This window comes from Pseudomonas sp. H3_C08 (assembly GCF_054669455.1).
In genome coordinates this window covers 3911313-3929833 of the sequence record NZ_CP162803.1, presented here as the reverse complement: position 1 = coordinate 3929833, position 18521 = coordinate 3911313, and the positions used below count along the sequence as shown (strand labels likewise).

The following is an 18521-nucleotide window of genomic DNA, read 5'->3' as shown; positions in this document are numbered from 1 at the left end:
GACGTGTCTGCTCACAAAGCAGGCGCGGTTTCATTTCAAGCCAGGGCTTATCGGCCGACGCTTCGACACTCGGTGGTCATATCCAATAACAAGACGAGGTTGCACCCCTATGCCAGTCGGCAATCAACTGCCTCACGGCGACACCGCTCAGGGCGGTCCGCTCAAACGCGAACTCGGCGAACGGCATATTCGCCTCATGGCACTCGGTGCCTGTATCGGCGTCGGTCTGTTTTTAGGTTCCGCCAAGGCCATCGAAATGGCCGGCCCGGCGATCATGCTGTCGTACATTCTGGGTGGTCTGGCGATCCTGGTGATCATGCGCGCTCTCGGCGAAATGGCCGTGCACAACCCGGTCGCCGGCTCGTTCAGCCGTTACGCGCAAGACTACCTCGGTCCGTTGGCGGGCTTCCTCACGGGCTGGAATTACTGGTTCCTGTGGCTGGTGACCTGCGTCGCGGAAATCACCGCAGTGGCCGTGTACATGGGTATCTGGTTTCCCGATGTACCGCGCTGGATCTGGGCCCTCGCGGCGCTGGTCAGCATGGGTTCGGTCAACCTGATCGCGGTAAAGGCCTTCGGTGAGTTCGAATTCTGGTTCGCCCTGATCAAGATCGTCACCATCATTGCGATGGTGATCGGCGGCGTCGGCATCATCGCCTTCGGGTTCGGCAATGACGGCGTGGCACTGGGGATTTCCAACCTGTGGGCCCACGGCGGCTTCATGCCCAACGGCGTGACCGGCGTGCTGATGTCCCTGCAAATGGTCATGTTCGCCTACCTCGGCGTGGAGATGATCGGCCTGACCGCCGGTGAAGCAAAGAACCCGCAGAAGACCATTCCTGATGCGATCGGCTCGGTGTTCTGGCGGATTCTGCTGTTCTACGTCGGCGCACTGTTCGTGATTCTGTCGATCTACCCGTGGAACGAAATCGGCACGCAGGGCAGTCCGTTCGTGATGACCTTTGAGCGTCTGGGCATCAAGACCGCCGCCGGCATCATCAACTTCGTGGTGATCACCGCAGCATTGTCGTCGTGCAACGGCGGTATCTTCAGCACCGGACGCATGCTCTACAGCCTGGCGCAGAACGGCCAGGCACCGGCCGGTTTTGCCAAGACTTCGAATAACGGTGTACCGCGTCGTGCGCTGTTGCTGTCGATCGGTGCGTTGTTGCTGGGCGTGCTGCTCAACTATCTGGTGCCGGAAAAAGTCTTTGTCTGGGTGACCTCGATTGCCACCTTCGGCGCGATCTGGACCTGGGTGATGATCCTGCTGGCGCAACTGAAATTCCGCAGAGGCCTGAGCGCCAGCGAACGTGCCGGCCTCAAGTACAAGATGTGGCTGTACCCGGTCAGCTCGTACTTTGCGCTAGCGTTTCTGGTGCTGGTGGTCGGCCTGATGGCGTACTTCCCGGACACGCGCGTGGCGCTGTATGTGGGGCCTGCGTTCCTGGTGCTGCTGACGGTGTTGTTCTACGTGTTCAAGCTGCAACCGAGCAATGTGTCGCAAGTGGCGGCGCGTTCGGCTTCGTAAGTTACATAAGCTGAAAAAGCAAAGCCCCGGTCGCGAGATCGGGGCTTTTTTGTTGGCACTGTCGTAGCCCGGCGATACATAACCGCCATGGGGTGAAGTGCTGACCATTCGTCGTAATCGACCCTTGACCTGTAATTTCTGACAGTAGACCGCCAGCGCGTGATGACCTAGGTTGGCTGTTCGCCAAAAACGGCTTTGGCAAGGAACCGAGATGAAAGGATTCTCTGCATTGAGTGTGATCGGCCTCGCCGATGGACTGATTCACTGGCAAATATTTTTTGTGCTGTGCACCGCCGCGGGGCTGACTCAAGCCGCGAGTAATTTCGCCGCGTTTTGCGTGGCCTCGGCGTTCTCGTTTTACGTGAATGTGCTGTATACCTTTGACCGCAATACGTCGATGCTTGGTTATCTTTTGTTTATCGGCGGGATGGGAGGGGTGAGTTTTGCCATCGGTTTGCTTGCCGATGCGCAGCACTGGCATGGATTGGCCACAGTGGCGTCGTTCACACTGTTCAATCTGTCGTCGGGCTACCTGTTTTTCCGGTTTGTCTTGTTGCGCCAAAATCAGCAGTAACGCGCCAGTCCGTTGCGCAGACTGGCGCATTGGCCGTTACGCCGCCACCACTTCCTGCGGCTCAAAACTGTCCGCCCGTGCCATCTGCCACATCCGCGAGTAAAACTCGCCATTCACTTCCCCAGTGAGCAATTCCCCCGGTTTCAGAAACACGTGCAACTGCGAGAACAACTTGATCTCGGTCGCCGACATGCGCCGCACCAGGTGCTTGGCCGACAGTTGCGACGGATGCTCGAGGCCAGCCGCTGCCAACATTTCCGCCAGTGCCTTGAGGGTATTGCGGTGGAAATTGAAAACTCGCTGCGCCTTGTCCGGGACGACGAGGGCGCGCTGGCGCAGGGCGTCCTGGGTGGCGACGCCGGTCGGACATTTGTTGGTGTGGCAGCTCTGCGATTGAATGCAGCCGATGGCGAACATGAAGCCGCGCGCGGAGTTGGCCCAGTCGGCACCGATGGCCAGCACGCTGGCGATGTCGAAGGCGCTGACGATCTTGCCGCTGGCGCCGAGTTTGATCTTGTCGCGCAGGTTCAGGCCGACCAGGGTGTTGTGGACAAACAGCAGGCCCTCGCGCATCGGTACGCCGATGTGGTCGGTGAACTCGACCGGTGCAGCGCCGGTGCCACCTTCCTTGCCGTCGACGACGATGAAGTCCGGGAGGATGCCGGTTTCCAGCATGGCTTTGGCGATGCCCATGAACTCCCACGGATGGCCGAGGCAGAACTTGAAGCCTACCGGTTTGCCACCGGACAGTTCACGCAGTTGCTGGATGAACTGCATCATTTCGATCGGCGTGGAAAACGCGCTGTGACGTGACGGCGAGACGCAATCTTCGCCCATCAGGATGCCGCGTGTTTCAGCGATTTCCCTGGTGACTTTGTGTTTGGGCAGGATGCCGCCGTGGCCGGGTTTCGCGCCTTGGCTCATCTTGATTTCGATCATCCTCACTTGCGGGTTCTGTGCCTGGGTGGCGAAGCGTTCCGGGTCGAAACGGCCGTCGCTGGTGCGGCAGCCGAAGTAGCCACTGCCCAGCTCCCAGGTCAGGTCGCCGCCGTGTTCGCGGTGATACGGGCTGATGCTGCCTTCACCGGTGTCGTGGGCGAAGTTGCCGAGTTTCGCGCCTTGGTTCAACGCGCGAATGGCATTGGCGCTGAGCGAACCGAAGCTCATCGCCGAGATGTTGAATACCGAGGCCGAGTACGGCTGACTGCACTGCGGGCCACCGACGGTGACGCGGAAACTGCTCGGGTCGCTCAGCGGCGCCGGACGCATCGAGTGGCCGATGAATTCGAAACCGGATTGATAGACATCGATCAGCGTGCCGAACGGTTTGTCGGCGGTTTCGTTTTTCGCTCGCGAATAGACCAGCGAGCGCTGGGCGCGGGAGAAGGGCAGGGCATCGCTGTCGGACTCCAGCAGGTACTGGCGGATCTCCGGGCGGATGCCTTCAACCAGATAGCGGATATTGCCGAGGATCGGGTAGTTGCGCCGTACCGCGTGCGGGCTTTGCAGCAGGTCGAACAGACCGATCAGGCTCAGCACGCCGGTGACGGCGGTGATCGGCCACAGCCAGTCATGTTCGAGGAAAGGCAGGCTGGCGAGGGTGAAAATCACGCAGACGGCAAAGAAGGCGTAGCGGCTCAGGAGTGACAGGCTCATACGGTTTCCTTGGTTCGGACTCGGAATAATCAGCGCCGCAGTTCCTTGTGGGAGCGAGCTTGCTCGCGAATGCGGTGGATCAGCCAACATGAATGTTGGATGTGATGGCCCCTTCGCGAGCAAGCTCGCTCCCACAAAAAAGCTTAAATCGCGCTGTTTCAGGCGTTTTGCGCCTGAAGAAAAATCGAAAACAGCTCGGACTGGGATTTGATTCCCAGCTTGCTGTACATGTGTTTCTTATGGACTTTCACGGTTTCTACGGAGATTTCCAGCTTACGGGCGATTTCTTTACTGGAGCAACCGCTGAGCATCAAACGCCCGACATCCAGTTCCCGGGCAGTCAACTGCGTGCCCTTGAGTTGCTGCACCGACGCCTCCAGTTGCACCCGCCAGTCAGCCCGGGCAGGGGCGGCGAGGGCCACGGTTTCGTTGATCTCGTAGGGCAGGCGCTGGCGCAACAGGCCCAGCACCCAAGGCTGAATCAATGACAGCAGGGCAATCTGTTCGCCAGTGAAACGTTTTTCACTGCCCAGCGACAGGCACAACGTGCGATCACCTTCGAGCTGACAATTGAACTGGATTTCATCGGCCACGACATTCAGACGAAAGTATCGCTGGTAATACTCGGTCAGTTCGAAATGCTCCGGCGCCACTTCCGAGAGGCGATACAGACCGGTGCGGGTTTGCTCGCGACAGGCGATGTAGAACGGGTCGAGCAGGTACAGACCGCGCAGATAATCCTGAAACAACGGGTCAGGGTTGCCGTCTTCGCCCGGGCATTCGGCGAAGACTTGCGGGTGTTGATCGGCGCTGAACAGCAGCACCACCCAGCTATCGAACGGCACGTATTGGTCGAGCAGTCGCACCAGTTGCGCCCAGAAATTCGGCTTGTCCAGCGCATCGATCAGTTGCCCGACGGCGCGGTGCCAGGTGATGTCGTCAAACGAAAGTGTCATCGATCTACCCCTATCGGGTTACCCCGGCCGCGTAATTCCCTGGCCGGCTGCTTGCTGCGCATACTGGCCCACAGACAGCCACCGGGCAATCTTTCAGCGCCCGCCGCTTATCACAAGGAATTCCCATGAAAGTCGAACTCGCGCAATTGGCAGGCCGAGACAATGCCACGGCCTACAACCTCGAACGCGCACTGGCAGCGATTGCCGCGTGTGCGGCCGACACGCAATTGATCGTGTTCCCGGAGACCCACCTGATGGGCTTCCCGACAGCCGAAACCGTGGCGCAAACCGCCGAACCGCTCGACGGCCCGACCGTCAGCGCGGTGCTGGCCGCCGCGCGTGAACACAACATCGCCGTGGTGATCGGCATGGCCGAGAACGACAACGGTCGCTTCTACAACACCACGTTGCTGATCACTCCTGAAGGCATTGCCCTGAAATACCGCAAGACTCATCTGTGGGCGTCGGATCGCGGCGTGTTCGAGGCCGGCGACCGTTACGCCACCTGCGAGTGGAACGGCGTGCGTATTGGCCTGCTGATCTGCTACGACATCGAGTTTCCGGAGTCGGCCCGTGCCTTGGCGCAACTGGGTGCCGAGTTGCTGATCGTGACTAACGGCAACATGGACCCGTACGCACCGACTCACCGCACCGCGATCATGGCCCGTGCCCAGGAGAATCAGGCCTTTGCGTTGATGGTCAATCGCGTGGAGGCGGGGGATGACGGTTTGATGTTTGCCGGTGGCAGTGCGCTGGTCGATCCGCTGGGGACGTTGTTGTTCGAGGCCGGGCGTGAGGAAGGGACGTTCTGCGTTGAACTGGATTTCGCGCGGTTGGAGATTGCGCGCAGGGATTACCGCTATCTGGATGATCAGCGCTTGAAGTTGCCGGGGGAGGTGCTGGAGCACGGTGATGGTGTTCGCGAGTTGTTGATTCCACGCCGTTGACCACTGCCCTCACCCTAGCCCTCTCCCGGAGGGAGAGGGGACTGATCGAGTTGATTGCTCGAGTTACGCCGACCTGAAGCAACGGGTCGAACTCAGGTTTTACCCGATCGTTCCCACGCTCTGCGTGGGAATGCAGCCCGGGACGCTCCGCGTCCCAAGAGCGGACGCAGAGCGTCCATTGAGGCATTCCCACGCAGAGCGTGGGAACGATCAGCCACACCCGAAAACATTCGCCGAACCCGGCTCTGCCATAAATCCAATAACATTCGGAGTAAGTCGCCCATGGCTCGTTTGCAACGCACCCTTTCATTAGGGGCGGTGGTGCTGTTCGGCATCGCCTACATGACGCCGATCATTGTCCTCGGCACCTTCGGCATCCTCGCCCAGTCCACCGCCGGCATGGTCCCCGCCGCGTATCTGGCGGCGCTGGTGGCGATGTTCTTCACCGCCATGAGTTACGGGCGCATGGCCGCTGCATTCCCCGTCGCCGGTTCCGCCTATAGCTACGTGCGCAAGGCAATCAGCCCGAAACTCGGCTTCATCGCCGGTTGGGCGGTTTTGCTCGATTACCTGTTTCTGCCGATGGCGATCTGGCTGATCGGCGCGGCTTATCTGGCCTCGGCATTCCCATCGATCCCGCAATGGATCTGGGTGCTGGCCTTTATCGGCATCACCAGCGCGATCAACATCATCGGCCTGAAACTGGCCAACGGCATCAACGCCTTGCTGATGCTGGTGCAGTTCCTCGTGCTGATCGCTTTCGTCGCGCTGTGCGTGCACTACATCGGTGGCGATGCGAGCACGCCGTTGTGGTCGATCAAGCCGTTCTTCAACGGCGACATGCAGATGCCGCTGATCATGAGCGGCGCGGCCATCGCCTGCTACTCGTTCCTCGGCTTCGATGCGGTCAGCACGCTGACCGAAGAAACCCGCGATCCACGCCGCACCATCCCGCGCGCTGCTCTGCCCGTTGATCGGGCTGGTGGCGGACTTGTGGCTGATGGTCAGCCTCGATCACCTGGCGGTGTACCTGGGCTTGAGCTGGCTGGCGATCGGCGTGGTTTACCTGGCAGTACTCACCGGTGGTTTCCGTCGCCAGCCACCGGAAATGGACTTTCAGCAAGCGACCTGAGGCGTCTTCAGGCAGCGGGTCGGCTCTGGCGCATCGGCAACTCGATGCGAAAGGTCGTGCCCACCCCAGGTTCGCTGCGTACCGAAATGTCGCCACCGTGCTTTTTCACAATGCCGTAGGACAGGGACAGGCCCAGCCCGGTGCCCTGGCCGACGGGTTTGGTGGTGAAGAACGGATCGAAGATTTTCTGCAGGATGTCCGGTGCAATCCCCGCGCCGGTGTCCGCGACTTCCACCCACGCCGTGTCTTGTTGTTGCCCGGTGCGCAAGGTGATGGTGCCGCGTTCGGGGCCCATGGCCTGCGCCGCATTGACCACCAGATTCATGATCACCTGATTGATTTGCGACGGCAGGCATTCGATGTCCGGCAGGGGCTGGTACTCCTTGATCAGGTCGGCCTTGTACTTGAGTTCACTGGCGACAATGTTCAGGGTCGACTCGATGCCTTGTTGCAGATTGGCCCACTGCCATTGCTGCTGGCTATCGACCCGGGAGAAATCCTTCAGGTCCTTGACGATCTGCCCGACCCGGCCAATGCCTTCCTTGGATTCGCGGATCAGCACCGGAATGTCTTCGAGGAGAAAATCCAGATCGGCGTCTTTGCGCAATTGCTCAAGCCGCGCCACGGATTCAGGATCTGGTGTTGGCCCAAGCGTCTGCCAGGCATCGAGTACGCTGAGCAATTGTTTGAAGTAGCCGTCTAGCGTGCCGAGGTTGGAGGAGATGAAGCCGATCGGGTTGTTGATTTCATGGGCCACGCCCGCCGCCATTTGCCCCAGTGAGGCGAGCTTTTCCGACTGTACCAGTTGACTTTCCAGTTGCTTGCGCTCATCGATTTCCCGCTGCAGGTCTTCGCTGGCCTGCTTGAACTGGGCGGTGCGCTGATCGACCAGATGTTCCAGGTGATGCATTTGCAATGATGCGCGTTCGGTCATCTGCCACTTGGTCAGCAGGGTGTTGGCCATCTGCTGCACTTCGATGTTGTCGAAGGGCTTCTTCAGAATCAGCAAGCGGTCATGCGCCTGCAGACGCTCCAGCAGTTCATCCCAGGAATAATCCGAGTAGGCGGTGCAGACCACCACTTGCAACTGTGGATCCTGCTGCCACAGATGCTCGATGGTTTTCGCGCCGTCCCAGCCGTCGGGCATGCGCATGTCGACAAAGGCCAGCGCATAGGGGCGTTGTTCCGCCAAGGCCTGGTTCAGCTTGCCCAGACCTTCCTCGCCGCCATACGCCGAGTCCAGCTCGAACGGCGGACGTTCGGCGCGCACCTGAGCGCCAAACAGTGCTGCTTCCATCTCGTCCAGTTCCACGGACTGCGCCGCCGGCGGCGCGAGAATCTTGCGAAAGTCTTCATGGATCGACGGCATGTCGTCGATCAGCAGAATGCGGCGGTTCGACAGCTCGCTCATGCGCTCTCCGTGACGCTGATCAGGGGGATCTGCAAGGTGAACAATGCACCCTGGCCCGGGCCGTCGCTGTGCGCGGTGAGGTGGCCGTTCATCTCGATGGCGGCCAGGGCGCAGCTGTGCAGACCGAAACCGTGGCCTTCCTTGCGGGTGGTGAAACCGTGGGCAAAGATTCGCGTCATGTTTTCCGGCGAAATGCCTTCGCCGTCATCCTTGACGCTGATTTCAAGGAAGTTGTCATCGACAATTTTGACCGCCAGGGTCATGGTCCGGGGGCGGTTGCTGAGGTCGGACATGGCGTATTTGGCGTTGCTGATGAGGTTGATCAGGATCAGCAGCAAACGGTGTTTGTCGCCCATCACCTGCGGCACGTCAGCGTACTCCCGGACCACCGTGACGTGGTGCCGGGTGAGTGCCCCGGCGTTCATGCGCAACGCGTCTTCGAGCAATTCGTTGATGAACAGCGGTTCGGTCATGCTGTTGGCGCCGGCATAGGATTGCTGGGTGGCGACGATGTCTTTGATGTGGTCGACGCTTTTGTTCATCTGGTTCAACTCGTCGAGCATTTCCTGCTGTTCCTGGGTAATGGCGACCACCAATTGGTTGAGGTAGCCGGGGAGCAATTTGCCCTTGGCGTCTTCGCTGAGGAACACGCCGAGGTCATCCGGGTGTTCGTTGATCAGTTGCATGGCCTTGCCCAGGCCTTGGGCCTTGCTGTTGCGCAGCTTGCGCGTAATCAGGTCGCTGGAGATGTTCACGCTGTTGAGCACGTTGCCGACGTTGTGCAGCACATTGGTGGCGATTTCCGCCATGCCGGCCTGACGTGCCGCGTCGAGCAGTTCGCTCTGGGCGTCCCGCAGTTCCCGGGTGCGTTCTTCGACTCTTTGTTCCAGTGCATCGTTGGCCGTTTGCAGGGCGTTATTGACCCGGTTGATTTCGGCGAAACTACCGATCAAACGAATGGCCAGCCACACCAGTGACAACACCAGCAAGACCGAAAACAACAGCAGGTAGAAGTGGTATTGCCGGTCGACCCGATCGGCGCTTTGCTGGTCGTGATCGAGCATGGTGGTGATGTTGTCGAGGCGCTCGGCCACGGGGATGTTTTCGATGCTTTCGAGCAACTGATTGACCACTGGCTGCTCGCGTGCAATCAGCGAGATATGGCTGCTCAGGATTCTGATCGGGGTCTGAAACGCGAGCGGCAGGCGTTGTGCATTGACCTTCAGTTTGTTCAGGCCGACCTCGATGTCGGCGGCCCGGTCGTCGGAGGTGACCTGGGCGAATTCGAGGGCGCTGAGCAGCAGGTCGTAGGTGTCGGTGGTGATGTTTTGCAGCTGCAATTTATCGAAGTCCGACAGGCTGGCCAGTTGCTGTTGGATGTCGTCTTCAGCGGTGGGCAAAAAAGCCAGGGAGTTGCGTAACAGTGCGTTGTGCGATTTGAACTGTTCGACCAGACGGGTCTTTTCCTGCATCGCCTGCAGGAAGCTTTCGTGAGCATCGTTCCATTGCGTCGAGTCGTTGCGCCCATGCCCGGACTCGATCGCGTCGAAGCGCGCCCAGAGCCGGTTCATCTCATTCATCGGTGACACCAGTGGATCGTAGTTGTGGGTCAGTGCCACCCTGGCCTTGAGGATCTCGTTCTCCCACTGCGAATTCTGCTGTTTGATCTGCCGGATCAGATCCCGCGATTCGGTGTACGTCATGCTCTGGTCAGAGCTGGATTTGAAGTACAGGAACAGCAGGATCGAGGCCAGCACCAGGGCTACCAGGGTCAGCAACAACAGGCTGCGTCGCCGCGAAATGTTGATCATGGCTGGACTTCCCGTTGGCCGGTCAGGGTTGTGAGAAACAGCATGATCAGCCGTTTGTCCTCAGCGCTCGGCATCCGCCCCAACTGATACTGGAACATCACATCCACGGCGCGTTCGAGGGTAGGGGCCGATCCGTCGTGAAAGTACGGCGCGGTGATCGCGACATTGCGCAGGCTCGGCACTTTGAACACGGCCCGGTCTGCTTCATCGGCGGTGACGTTGAAGCGGCCCTGGTCGGCCACGGTCGGGTTGCCGCGATCGGCAATGTAATCGCCGAACACGCCGAATTTCTGGAACATGTTGCCGCCGATGTTGACCCCCTGATGGCAGGCAATGCAGCCGTACTCCTTGAAGCGCTGGTAACCGTACTTTTCCTCCAGAGTGAGGATGTCGGTGTTGCCGAGCAGGTATTGATCGAAGCGTGAGTTGGGCGTCAGCAAGGTGCGTTCAAAACTGGCCAGCGCCTGCTGGACGTTGGCCTGGGTCACGCCGTCCGGGTAGGTGGCGGCGAAATCACGACGATAGTCGGGGTCGTTGCCGATGCGTTCGATCACGGTGCGCCAGTCGCTGCCCATTTCATGGGGGCTGGTGATGACGACGTTGCTCTGTTCCTCCAGCGTTTCGACGCGGCCATCCCAGAACTGACGGAAATTGAGGGCCGCGTTGAACACTGTCGGTGTGTTGACGGCCACCGGTTTGCCGTCGAAGCCCAGCGACAAGGCGCGGCTGTCGGCACCGTTCTTGTCGAGTTGATGGCAGCTGGCGCAGGACAGCGTGTTGTTGATCGACAAACGTGGCTCGTGGAATAGCCGTCGACCGAGTTCCACGCGCCGGGGATCCTGCTGCGGCACCGCGGGCAGCGGTTTAAGCGGCTCGTCCAGCGGCTCGGCACTGGCGCCGATACAGACTCCGCACAGCAGCAACGCGAGGCTGTAATGGAAAAGGCTCATCGGCAATTGCCTCCCTGACTCCAGGCCGGTTTCACAGTGATCATTCAATCGTCCAGGGCGCGGGTTGCGTACCGGCCAGCAACCGCGCAAATGCGTCTGCGGGCAGGGCTTCGCTGAAAAAGTAGCCCTGGCCTTCTTCGCAGTGATGGGCCTTGAGAAAGGCCAGTTGCTCAGCGGTTTCGATGCCTTCGGCGATGACGTCCAGTTCCAGACTCTTGCCCAGGTTGATGATGGCGCTCACCAGCGCGGCATCGTTGCGGTCGTTGCACAGGTTACGAATGAACGATTGGTCGATCTTCAGCACATCGATGGGAAATCGCCGCAAGTAGCTCAGGCTGGAATAGCCGGTGCCGAAGTCATCGATGGCCAGACGCGTGCCCAGCGTTTTCAGGCGCTTGAGCGCCGTCATCGTCGCCTCGACGTTTTGCATCAGCACGCCTTCGGTGATTTCCAGCTCCAGCCATTCGGGGGCCAGACCTGTCTGTTCCAGTACGCGCTCGATGCCGGCAACGAAGTCACGCTGGCGAAAATCGATGGGTGACGTGTTGACCGACATGCGGATCGGCGGCAGTCCGGCCAGTTGCCAGGCACGGGTCTGACGACAAGCTTCAGCCAGTACCAATTTGCTCAACGGCACGATCAGGCCGCTGTCTTCGGCCACCGGGATGAAGTCCGACGGATAGACCCAGCCATGCCCGGGTTTCTGCCAGCGCAGCAATGCTTCGGCACCCACCACTTTGGCACTGCGCAGGTCGATTTTCGGCTGGTAGTGCAGGACGAACTCATGCGCCTGCAGGGCGCGGCGAATGCCCGACTCGATGCTGTGCTGTTCCCGGGCGTGCTGGTTCATGGCCTCGATAAAAAAGCCGATGTTGTCAGGCCCCTGTTCCTTGACGTTGCGCATCGCGGTCTCGGCTTTCTTGATCAGCTCGGTGGCTTCGAGGCCGTCTTCGGGGTAGACGCTGATGCCGAGGCTGGCGGTGACGCTGACGTCGTGGCCGGCAATCGTCTGCGGCAGGCGAATGGCGGCGAGGAGTTTTTCCGCGATGCCGTGGGTTTGCTGAGGGTGGTTGATGTCGCCGAGGATTACCACGAACTCATCGGAACCGTAGCGAAACACCGAGTCCGAATCGCGCACGCAGGACAACAGTTGCCGGGCGACCCGTTTGAGCATCTCGTCACCCGCCGGATGGCCCAGCGCATTGTTGATGCGCTTGAAGCGATCCAGACCGAGAAACATCACCACCAATTGTTTGTCATGCCGTCGGCACACGGCCATGGCCTGACTCAGGCGATCACCGAGCAGGGTGCTGTTGGGCAGCTCCGTGAGGCTGTCGTATTGCAGCAGGTGCGAGACCTTGAGCAGTTCGTGCACCCGCGCCTCGATGGTCCGCTCAAGGCTGAGCATCTTCAGCGCCGCGTCCTGCGCCAGTTGCCATTTCCAGGTCAGGGCGTTGGCCATCTGACGGATTTCCAGGCTGTCGAACGGCTTTTTCAGGATCAGCAACTGATCGCCGAACTCCAGCCGTTCGGCCATCGCTTCCCAGCTGTAGTCGCTGTACGCCGTGCACAAGGCGATTTGCAGGTTCGGGTCGACCCGCCACAGTTGCTCGATGGTTTCCAGGCCATCCCAGCCGGGCGGCATGCGCATGTCGATAAAGGCGAGGGCGTAGGGATTGCCACTGGCCAGTGCGCGGTTGACCAGCGCCAGCGCTTCCTGGCCCTGATAGGCGGAGTCGAGCTGGAAGCTCAGGTGCGGCGTCTGCTGGGTGCCGAACAGCGTCTGCTCCAGTTGCTGCAAATCGACGGCGTCCGTCACCTGCGGGGCGAGGATCTTGCGAAAGTCATCGTGGATCGCCGGCGTGTCGTCGATGATCAGGATGCGCCGGTTGGTCTGCGGAAAAGGCGTTTTCATGCCTCGTCCTCCTTTGGCGTCAGCCGGCAACTGTCCTTGAGCAAATGCCCGGCTTGTTCGGCGCTGACCGCTGCGCTGAAATACATGCCCCGGGTGCTGGGCAGCGGGGGTGCGGAGGGCGGCGTGCACGGTTGATCCGACGACGGCTGGCCTTCAGCAATGATGTCGATGTCCAGATCCCGGGCGAAGTTGACCATCGCGCGCAGGGCGTTGGCACTGGCAACATCGTGGGCGGCACTGTCGACGAAACTCTGCGCCAGTTTGAGGTGATTGACCCGGTAGGTTTTCAGGTAGTCGAACGAGGAGTATTCGGTGCCGAAATCATCGATGGCGATGCTCACGCCCAGCTCACGCAGGCGCGGCAACGCGTCGTTGTGCGTCCACTTGGTCTGGGCCAGTGTGGCCTCGGTGACATCGAAACGCAGGTCCCAAGGGGCGAGTTCCCAACGGGCGGTGGTGCGCAGCACGTTGTAGATCAGCTCGGGGCCGCTCTTGAGTTGGGCCAGCGAAAGTTTGATCGCCATTACGGGCGGCGCGACGCCTTCGTTACGCCACAGATGCATCTGGTGGCAGGCGTGATCCAGCACCCAGCGCCCGAGCGGAATGATTGCGCCGGTTTTCTCTGCAATCGGCACGAAGTCGCAGGCCTGCAGCAGGCCGCGACGAGGATGCTGCCAGAGGACTTGTGCCTCCATGCCGAGAATCCTGCCGCTGTGCAGATCGACCTCCGGCGCATAGCGCAGCATCAGCTCATTGCCTTCAAGGGCGGTCATCAATTCGCTGACGAGGGTCATGCGTTCGGCCACTTCCCGAGAGATTTCCTCGGAGTGGAAGTGGTACTGGTTGCGGCCCATTTCCTTGGCGCGGTACAGCGCCATGTCGGCTTGCCCGAGCAGCGCGTCGGCATCGAGGCTGAGGTCGCTGTAACTGCTGATGCCGATGCTCACCGAAATATGCAGCGCATTACCGGCCAGGTGGTAGGGCGCCAGCAGCGTGTCGCGAATCTTGGCGGCCATCGCGGCCGATTGGGTCGGGTCGCTGACGTCCAGTTGCAGGATCGCGAATTCGTCGCCGCCCAGGCGCGCCACTACGTCACTTTCGCGGACACTGGACTTGATGCGCCGGGCGACTTCCTGCAACAGCAGATCGCCCACCGGGTGGCCGAAGGTGTCATTGATCCGCTTGAAATGGTCGAGGTCCAGGTAGAACACCGCGAACGGCATGGCGCCTCGTCGTGCGGCGGCGAACGCTTGATGCAGGCGCTCGATCAGCGTGGCGCGATTGGCCAGCCCCGTGAGGCCATCGGAGCGGGCGAGCAAGGCCAGTTTGTCCTCGGCCAGGCGGCGCTCGGTGATGTCGAGGATGATGCCTTCGACTTCCAGCAGACGGCCGTCATCATCGCGCACCGGGATGTAGCGGTTCTCCACCCAGCGCCAAGTGCCCTGGCCGGTGCGCATGCGGAACTCGATGGACGCGCCCGACGCATGCCGATCCAGCACCCGGGCCATGGCCGCATCGACGTTCGCCTGATCGTCCGGATGAATCAGCGCCTGTGCCCAGTCGGGCGAACCCACCAGGTCGGCGGCGACATGGCCGTAACGGGTGATGTTGTGGGAGATGTACATCAGCGCAAACGAGGGTTCGCCGCGCAAACGGTAAAGAATGGTCGGGCTGTTCTGCACGATCACATTGGCGTCGGACAGCTCCCGGGTGCGCTCCTGCACCGCCGCTTCCAGCAGGCTCATCTTCAGTTCGGCGTCTTCGGTCATCTGCCATTTGACCGTGAGGGCGCTGGCCATCTGGCGGATCTCGATGGCGTCGAAGGGCTTTTTCAGGATCAGCAAGCGGTCGTTCAGCGTCAGACGCCGGTCGATGTCTTCCCAGGAATAATCGGAATAGGCCGTGCACAGCGCAACTTGCAGCTTGGGGTCGACCTGCCACAGCCGTTCAATGGTCTCCAGACCATCCCAGCCCGGTGGCATGCGCATGTCGATGAAGGCCATGGCGTAGGGGCGGTTTTCTGCCAGCGCGGCCTCGAGTTTTTCCAGGGCTTCGCGGCCCTGAAACGCCGAATCCAGTTCGAAATGTTGGGTTTGCGGTGCGGACGGCGTGCCGAACAGCAGGCTCTCGGTTTCGCCCAAGCCATCGTCACCGGGGATGACCGGGCTGAGAATCTTGGCGAAATCGCCATGGATCGCCGGGCTGTCGTCAACGATCAGCACGCGGCGATTGATGTGCACGGTTGGCGCTGTCATGCCGCGCCACCCGTGGGGAGGCATGCTGTGGTGATCCGGGGCATCCTTTTCCCTCGCCATTTGCCTGTTTGTATCCGCCGATGGAGTCTTGCGCTGTCTTCAGCATAGTCGGCTCCCCGGCACTGCGCTTTCGGCCCCGGACAAAGATCGGCGTGAATGCCGGCCAAAATCATCTAGCCTTGGACTCAGGCGCGGACCGGCGAAGTGTTGGCTCGGTGCGTCGTAATTTCCCTGTTTGCTTGAGGCCATGCCATGGAAGAGCCATCCGCGCCGCTGCCGGCGCATCGACCCACAGTGCTGCTGGTCGATGACGAGGAGTCGATCCTCAACAGCCTGCGCCGCCTGTTACGCGGCCAACCCTACGATCTGCTGTTGGCCACCAGCGGCGCTCAGGCGCTGGAGATCCTCGCGCAGCAGCCGGTGAACCTGGTGATGAGCGATGCGCGGATGCCGGGCATGGACGGTGCGTCGTTGCTGGCGCATGTCCGTGAACGTTTTCCGGCGACGGCGCGGATCATGCTCACCGGCTATGCCGACCCGGCGGCGATCATCAAAGCCATCAATGACGGGCAGATTCACCGGTACATCAGCAAACCGTGGAATGACGAAGAGCTGTTGCTGATTCTGCGCCAGTCCCTCGAACACCAGCATTCCGAGCAGGAGCGCCAACGGCTGGAGCGCTTGACCCGGGTGCAAAACGACCAGCTCAAACTGCTTAACAGCACTTTGGAAAAGCATGTCGCAGCGCGCACCGCCGAACTGCAGCAGACCGCCGACATGCTCGATCTGGCGTACGAAGAGCTCAAACACAGCTATGTCACCGGTACCGAAGTGTTCTCGCTGCTGGCCAATCTGCGCTTGCCACCTGCCAAACAGACCAACCGGCAGATCATTGAACTGGTGCGCAGCTACTGCAAACAGCATGGGCTGGACGAGGCCACCAGCCGTGATCTGACCATGGCGGCGGCGCTGTACAACATTGGCAAACTGAGCTGGACCGACGCGATGATGACCACGCCCTCGGATCTGCTGCGCCATACCGAACGCGAGCGCTATCGCAGCTATCCGAAGCAGAGCGAATCGTTGCTCATGACCCTGGACCCGATGAAGGATGCGGCGCGTCTGATCCTGCATCATCAGGAGCGTTGGGACGGCAGCGGCTTTCCCGACCGGCTCAAGGGCGAGGGCATTCCGTTCGGCTCACGCTTGCTGAAACTGGCGGTGGATTTCGTCGAGTTGCAGCGCGGTCTGATCCTTGAGCGGCAGATGAACAGCGATGAAGCGCTGCTGTACCTGCGCCAGTACGCCGGGCGTTTGTACGATCCCGATCTGGTCGAGGATTTCATTCAGGTGTGTGCCGCGTTCCTCAGCGACGTGACGCTGGCGGATCCGTCGGTCAAGGTGCTGTCCACTCGGGATCTGGCGGCGGGGATGATTCTGGCGCGCAACCTCAATGCCGATAACGGCATGCTGCTGCTCAATGCCGGCAAGGTGCTCAGCGCGCTGTTGGTGGAAAAGCTGATTGCGTTTGAAGCCATGGAGGGCGGCAAGTACACGATTTTCGTCAAGGTGCCGGAGGAGGTTGAAGCCACGCTCAAGGCGCAGGGGGAATGATCGGTGAGGTGACGTCATTGGGCCGGGCATGGGATCCTTGCGGTTTTTCCAGTCCGGTGGCTGATCCATGACTTCTGCATCCGTTGTCTCTGCAAACCTCATTCATATAGCCGCCGCGCTGTTGCTCAATCCCGCAGGCCAGACTCTGTTGGTGCGCAAGCGCGGCACCACGGCGTTCATGCAACCGGGCGGCAAGATCGAAGTGCATGAGTTGCCGGTGCACGCGCTGGCCCGCGAGCTGGAAGAAGAGCTGGGCTTGCAGATCGATTCGGCGCAGGCAGCTTTTCTCGGCCAGTTCTCGGCGCCTGCGGCCAACGAGCCGGGGTGTGTCGTGCAGGCCGAGATCTTTCAACTGACGATCGAGGCCGACGTCACACCGGCGGCGGAAATCGAAGAAGTGATCTGGGTCGATCCGGCCACTGATCCTGCTGTGGTTCTGGCGCCATTGACACGTGACGTGATCCTGCCGTTTTATCGCAAATCGCTGAGCGCAATCGCCTGATCATCCACGCAAAGGACTTTGCCATGATCCCGCTTCAAGACTTGCTGATCTTCGCCGCTGCCGCATTGCTGATGGTGCTGACGCCGGGGCCGAACATGATCTATCTGATTTCGCGTTCGATCTGTCAGGGACGCAAGGCCGGGGTCACGTCGTTGCTCGGTGTGGTCAGTGGGTTCTTTGTGCATATGTTCGCCGCGGCTGCGGGATTGACTGCGGTGTTTCTGGCAGTGCCGATGGCCTATGAAGTGCTGAAGTGGGCCGGTGCGCTGTACCTGCTGTGGCTGGCCTGGCAAGCAGTGAAACCCGGTGCGCGCTCACCGTTCGAGGCGCAGCAATTGCCGCCGGACTCGTCGCGAAAGCTGATCACCATGGGCTTTCTCACCAGCGCGCTGAACCCGAAAATCGCCGTGTTCTACCTCTCGGTGTTTCCGCAGTTCATCTCCCCTGAACACGGTTCGGTGTTCACCCAAAGCATCATTCTCGGCCTGACCCAGATCAGCGTCAGTTTCTGCGTCAATTTGCTGATCGCGCTGTTCGCGGCGGGCATCGCGTCGTGGTTTGTGCGTAACCCGACGTGGCTGGCGCTGCAGCGTTATTTCATGGGCTTCGTCCTCGGCGGCCTCGCTGTGCGGCTGATGCTTGAGCAACGCAGGACGGCGTGAACATGTGGATCGAACGGCTGGACGCCAGTCATGCCCTGGCTTACCGCGAACTGATGCTCGAAGCCTATGACCGCCATCCGCAGGCGTTCACCTCCAGCGTTCGCGAACGCGCGGTGATGCCATTGAGCTGGTGGGAGGGGCGTCTGACCAGCAAGCTCGATGTGGTGCTTGGCGCGTTTGAAGCCGGCGCGCTGGCCGGCATCGTCGGCCTGGCCCTCGAACCGCGCGAGAAGGCTCGCCACAAGGCCACGTTGTTCGGCATGTACGTCTCGGCGGATTTTCGTCAGCACGGTCTGGGCCATGAACTGGTACAGGCGGCCATTACCGAAGCGCAAAACCACCCGGCACTGAAACTGCTCCAGCTTACCGTTACCGCCGGCAATGACGCCGCGTTCAATCTCTACCAGCGCTGCGGCTTTATCCAGTTCGGCCTCGAACCGTTGGCGGTGCGGGTGGGCGAAGACTACTTCGACAAGATCCACATGTGGCGTCAACTCTGATATTGCGCTGATCCCTGTGGGAGCGAGCCTGCTCGCGAAGGCAATCTGACAGTCACTATTTGTGTGTCTGATACATCGCTTTCGCGAGCAGGCTCGCTCCCACAA

At 60.6% G+C, this 18521-nt stretch carries 14 protein-coding genes and 1 pseudogene; 8 read left to right on the top strand and 7 right to left on the bottom strand.

Going from position 1 to position 18521, the window contains the following annotated elements:
* Window positions 1-109 precede the first annotated feature (109 nt).
* Together AB4N74_RS17940 and AB4N74_RS17935 are read left to right on the top strand one after the other, a co-directional pair.
* On the top strand, window positions 110-1531 hold the full coding sequence (locus AB4N74_RS17940) for an amino acid permease (protein ID WP_460096789.1): 1422 nt from the start codon (window positions 110-112) through the stop codon (window positions 1529-1531).
* Between the two features lie 211 nt (window positions 1532-1742).
* Window positions 1743-2105 carry a GtrA family protein gene (locus AB4N74_RS17935; RefSeq protein WP_460101181.1) on the top strand — a complete coding sequence of 121 codons (363 nt, stop codon included), beginning with the start codon at window positions 1743-1745 and terminating at the stop codon, window positions 2103-2105.
* 36 nt (window positions 2106-2141) lie between these two features.
* Here the strand turns inward: AB4N74_RS17935 and AB4N74_RS17930 are convergent, their stop codons facing one another.
* Both AB4N74_RS17930 and AB4N74_RS17925 read right to left on the bottom strand, forming a co-directional pair.
* Window positions 2142-3761, bottom strand: a complete 1620-nt coding sequence (locus tag AB4N74_RS17930; protein ID WP_460096787.1) for an FMN-binding glutamate synthase family protein — start codon at window positions 3759-3761, stop codon at window positions 2142-2144.
* Between the two features lie 158 nt (window positions 3762-3919).
* The gene (locus tag AB4N74_RS17925; RefSeq protein ID WP_460096785.1) at window positions 3920-4717 is read right to left on the bottom strand and encodes a helix-turn-helix transcriptional regulator; all 798 of its coding nucleotides are present in this window, start codon (window positions 4715-4717) and stop codon (window positions 3920-3922) included.
* Window positions 4718-4842: 125 nt separating this feature from the next.
* Between AB4N74_RS17925 and AB4N74_RS17920 the strand changes: the two genes are divergently transcribed.
* Complete coding sequence (locus AB4N74_RS17920) at window positions 4843-5664, top strand: carbon-nitrogen hydrolase family protein (protein ID WP_116255122.1); 822 nt, start codon at window positions 4843-4845, stop codon at window positions 5662-5664.
* 282 nt (window positions 5665-5946) lie between these two features.
* A pseudogene (locus tag AB4N74_RS17915) lies at window positions 5947-6651 on the top strand (APC family permease); the annotation flags it as partial.
* A 152-nt stretch (window positions 6652-6803) separates the two neighbouring features.
* Here the strand turns inward: AB4N74_RS17915 and AB4N74_RS17910 are convergent.
* From AB4N74_RS17910 to AB4N74_RS17890, 5 genes are read right to left on the bottom strand one after another with little or no spacing between them, the layout of a single operon-like run.
* Window positions 6804-8207: an ATP-binding protein gene (locus AB4N74_RS17910; RefSeq protein WP_116255121.1), complete on the bottom strand. Its 1404-nt coding sequence runs from the start codon at window positions 8205-8207 to the stop codon at window positions 6804-6806.
* Entirely contained in the window at window positions 8204-10018 is a 1815-nt protein-coding gene (locus AB4N74_RS17905; RefSeq protein WP_186622921.1) for a DAHL domain-containing protein, read from the bottom strand. The genes AB4N74_RS17910 and AB4N74_RS17905 overlap by 4 nt, the downstream gene beginning before the upstream one ends.
* Window positions 10015-10968 carry a cytochrome-c peroxidase gene (locus AB4N74_RS17900; protein WP_257356031.1) on the bottom strand — a complete coding sequence of 318 codons (954 nt, stop codon included), beginning with the start codon at window positions 10966-10968 and terminating at the stop codon, window positions 10015-10017. The genes AB4N74_RS17905 and AB4N74_RS17900 overlap by 4 nt, the downstream gene beginning before the upstream one ends.
* Before the next feature lie 40 nt (window positions 10969-11008).
* A complete protein-coding gene (locus tag AB4N74_RS17895) occupies window positions 11009-12883 on the bottom strand; it encodes a putative bifunctional diguanylate cyclase/phosphodiesterase (RefSeq protein WP_460096783.1) in 1875 nt (624 codons plus the stop codon).
* On the bottom strand, window positions 12880-15138 hold the full coding sequence (locus AB4N74_RS17890; protein WP_460096781.1) for a GGDEF/EAL domain-containing response regulator: 2259 nt from the start codon (window positions 15136-15138) through the stop codon (window positions 12880-12882). Before AB4N74_RS17890 ends, AB4N74_RS17895 begins: the two co-directional genes overlap by 4 nt.
* Window positions 15139-15390: 252 nt before the next feature.
* Here AB4N74_RS17890 and AB4N74_RS17885 point away from each other — a divergent pair, with 252 nt between their 5' ends.
* The 4 genes from AB4N74_RS17885 (at window position 15391) to AB4N74_RS17870 (ending at window position 18416) form a co-directional block, all read left to right on the top strand.
* On the top strand, window positions 15391-16752 hold the full coding sequence (locus AB4N74_RS17885; RefSeq protein WP_095048305.1) for a response regulator c-di-GMP phosphodiesterase, NosR family: 1362 nt from the start codon (window positions 15391-15393) through the stop codon (window positions 16750-16752).
* Between the two features lie 67 nt (window positions 16753-16819).
* Window positions 16820-17254, top strand: coding sequence for an NUDIX hydrolase (locus tag AB4N74_RS17880; protein WP_460096779.1), 435 nt, complete (start codon window positions 16820-16822; stop codon window positions 17252-17254).
* 23 nt (window positions 17255-17277) lie between these two features.
* Window positions 17278-17916: a LysE family translocator gene (locus AB4N74_RS17875; protein ID WP_093430595.1), complete on the top strand. Its 639-nt coding sequence runs from the start codon at window positions 17278-17280 to the stop codon at window positions 17914-17916.
* Between the two features lie 2 nt (window positions 17917-17918).
* Window positions 17919-18416 (top strand): GNAT family N-acetyltransferase, encoded by a 498-nt coding sequence (locus tag AB4N74_RS17870; protein ID WP_099757062.1) that lies wholly within the window; start codon window positions 17919-17921, stop codon window positions 18414-18416.
* Window positions 18417-18521: the final 105 nt, after the last annotated feature.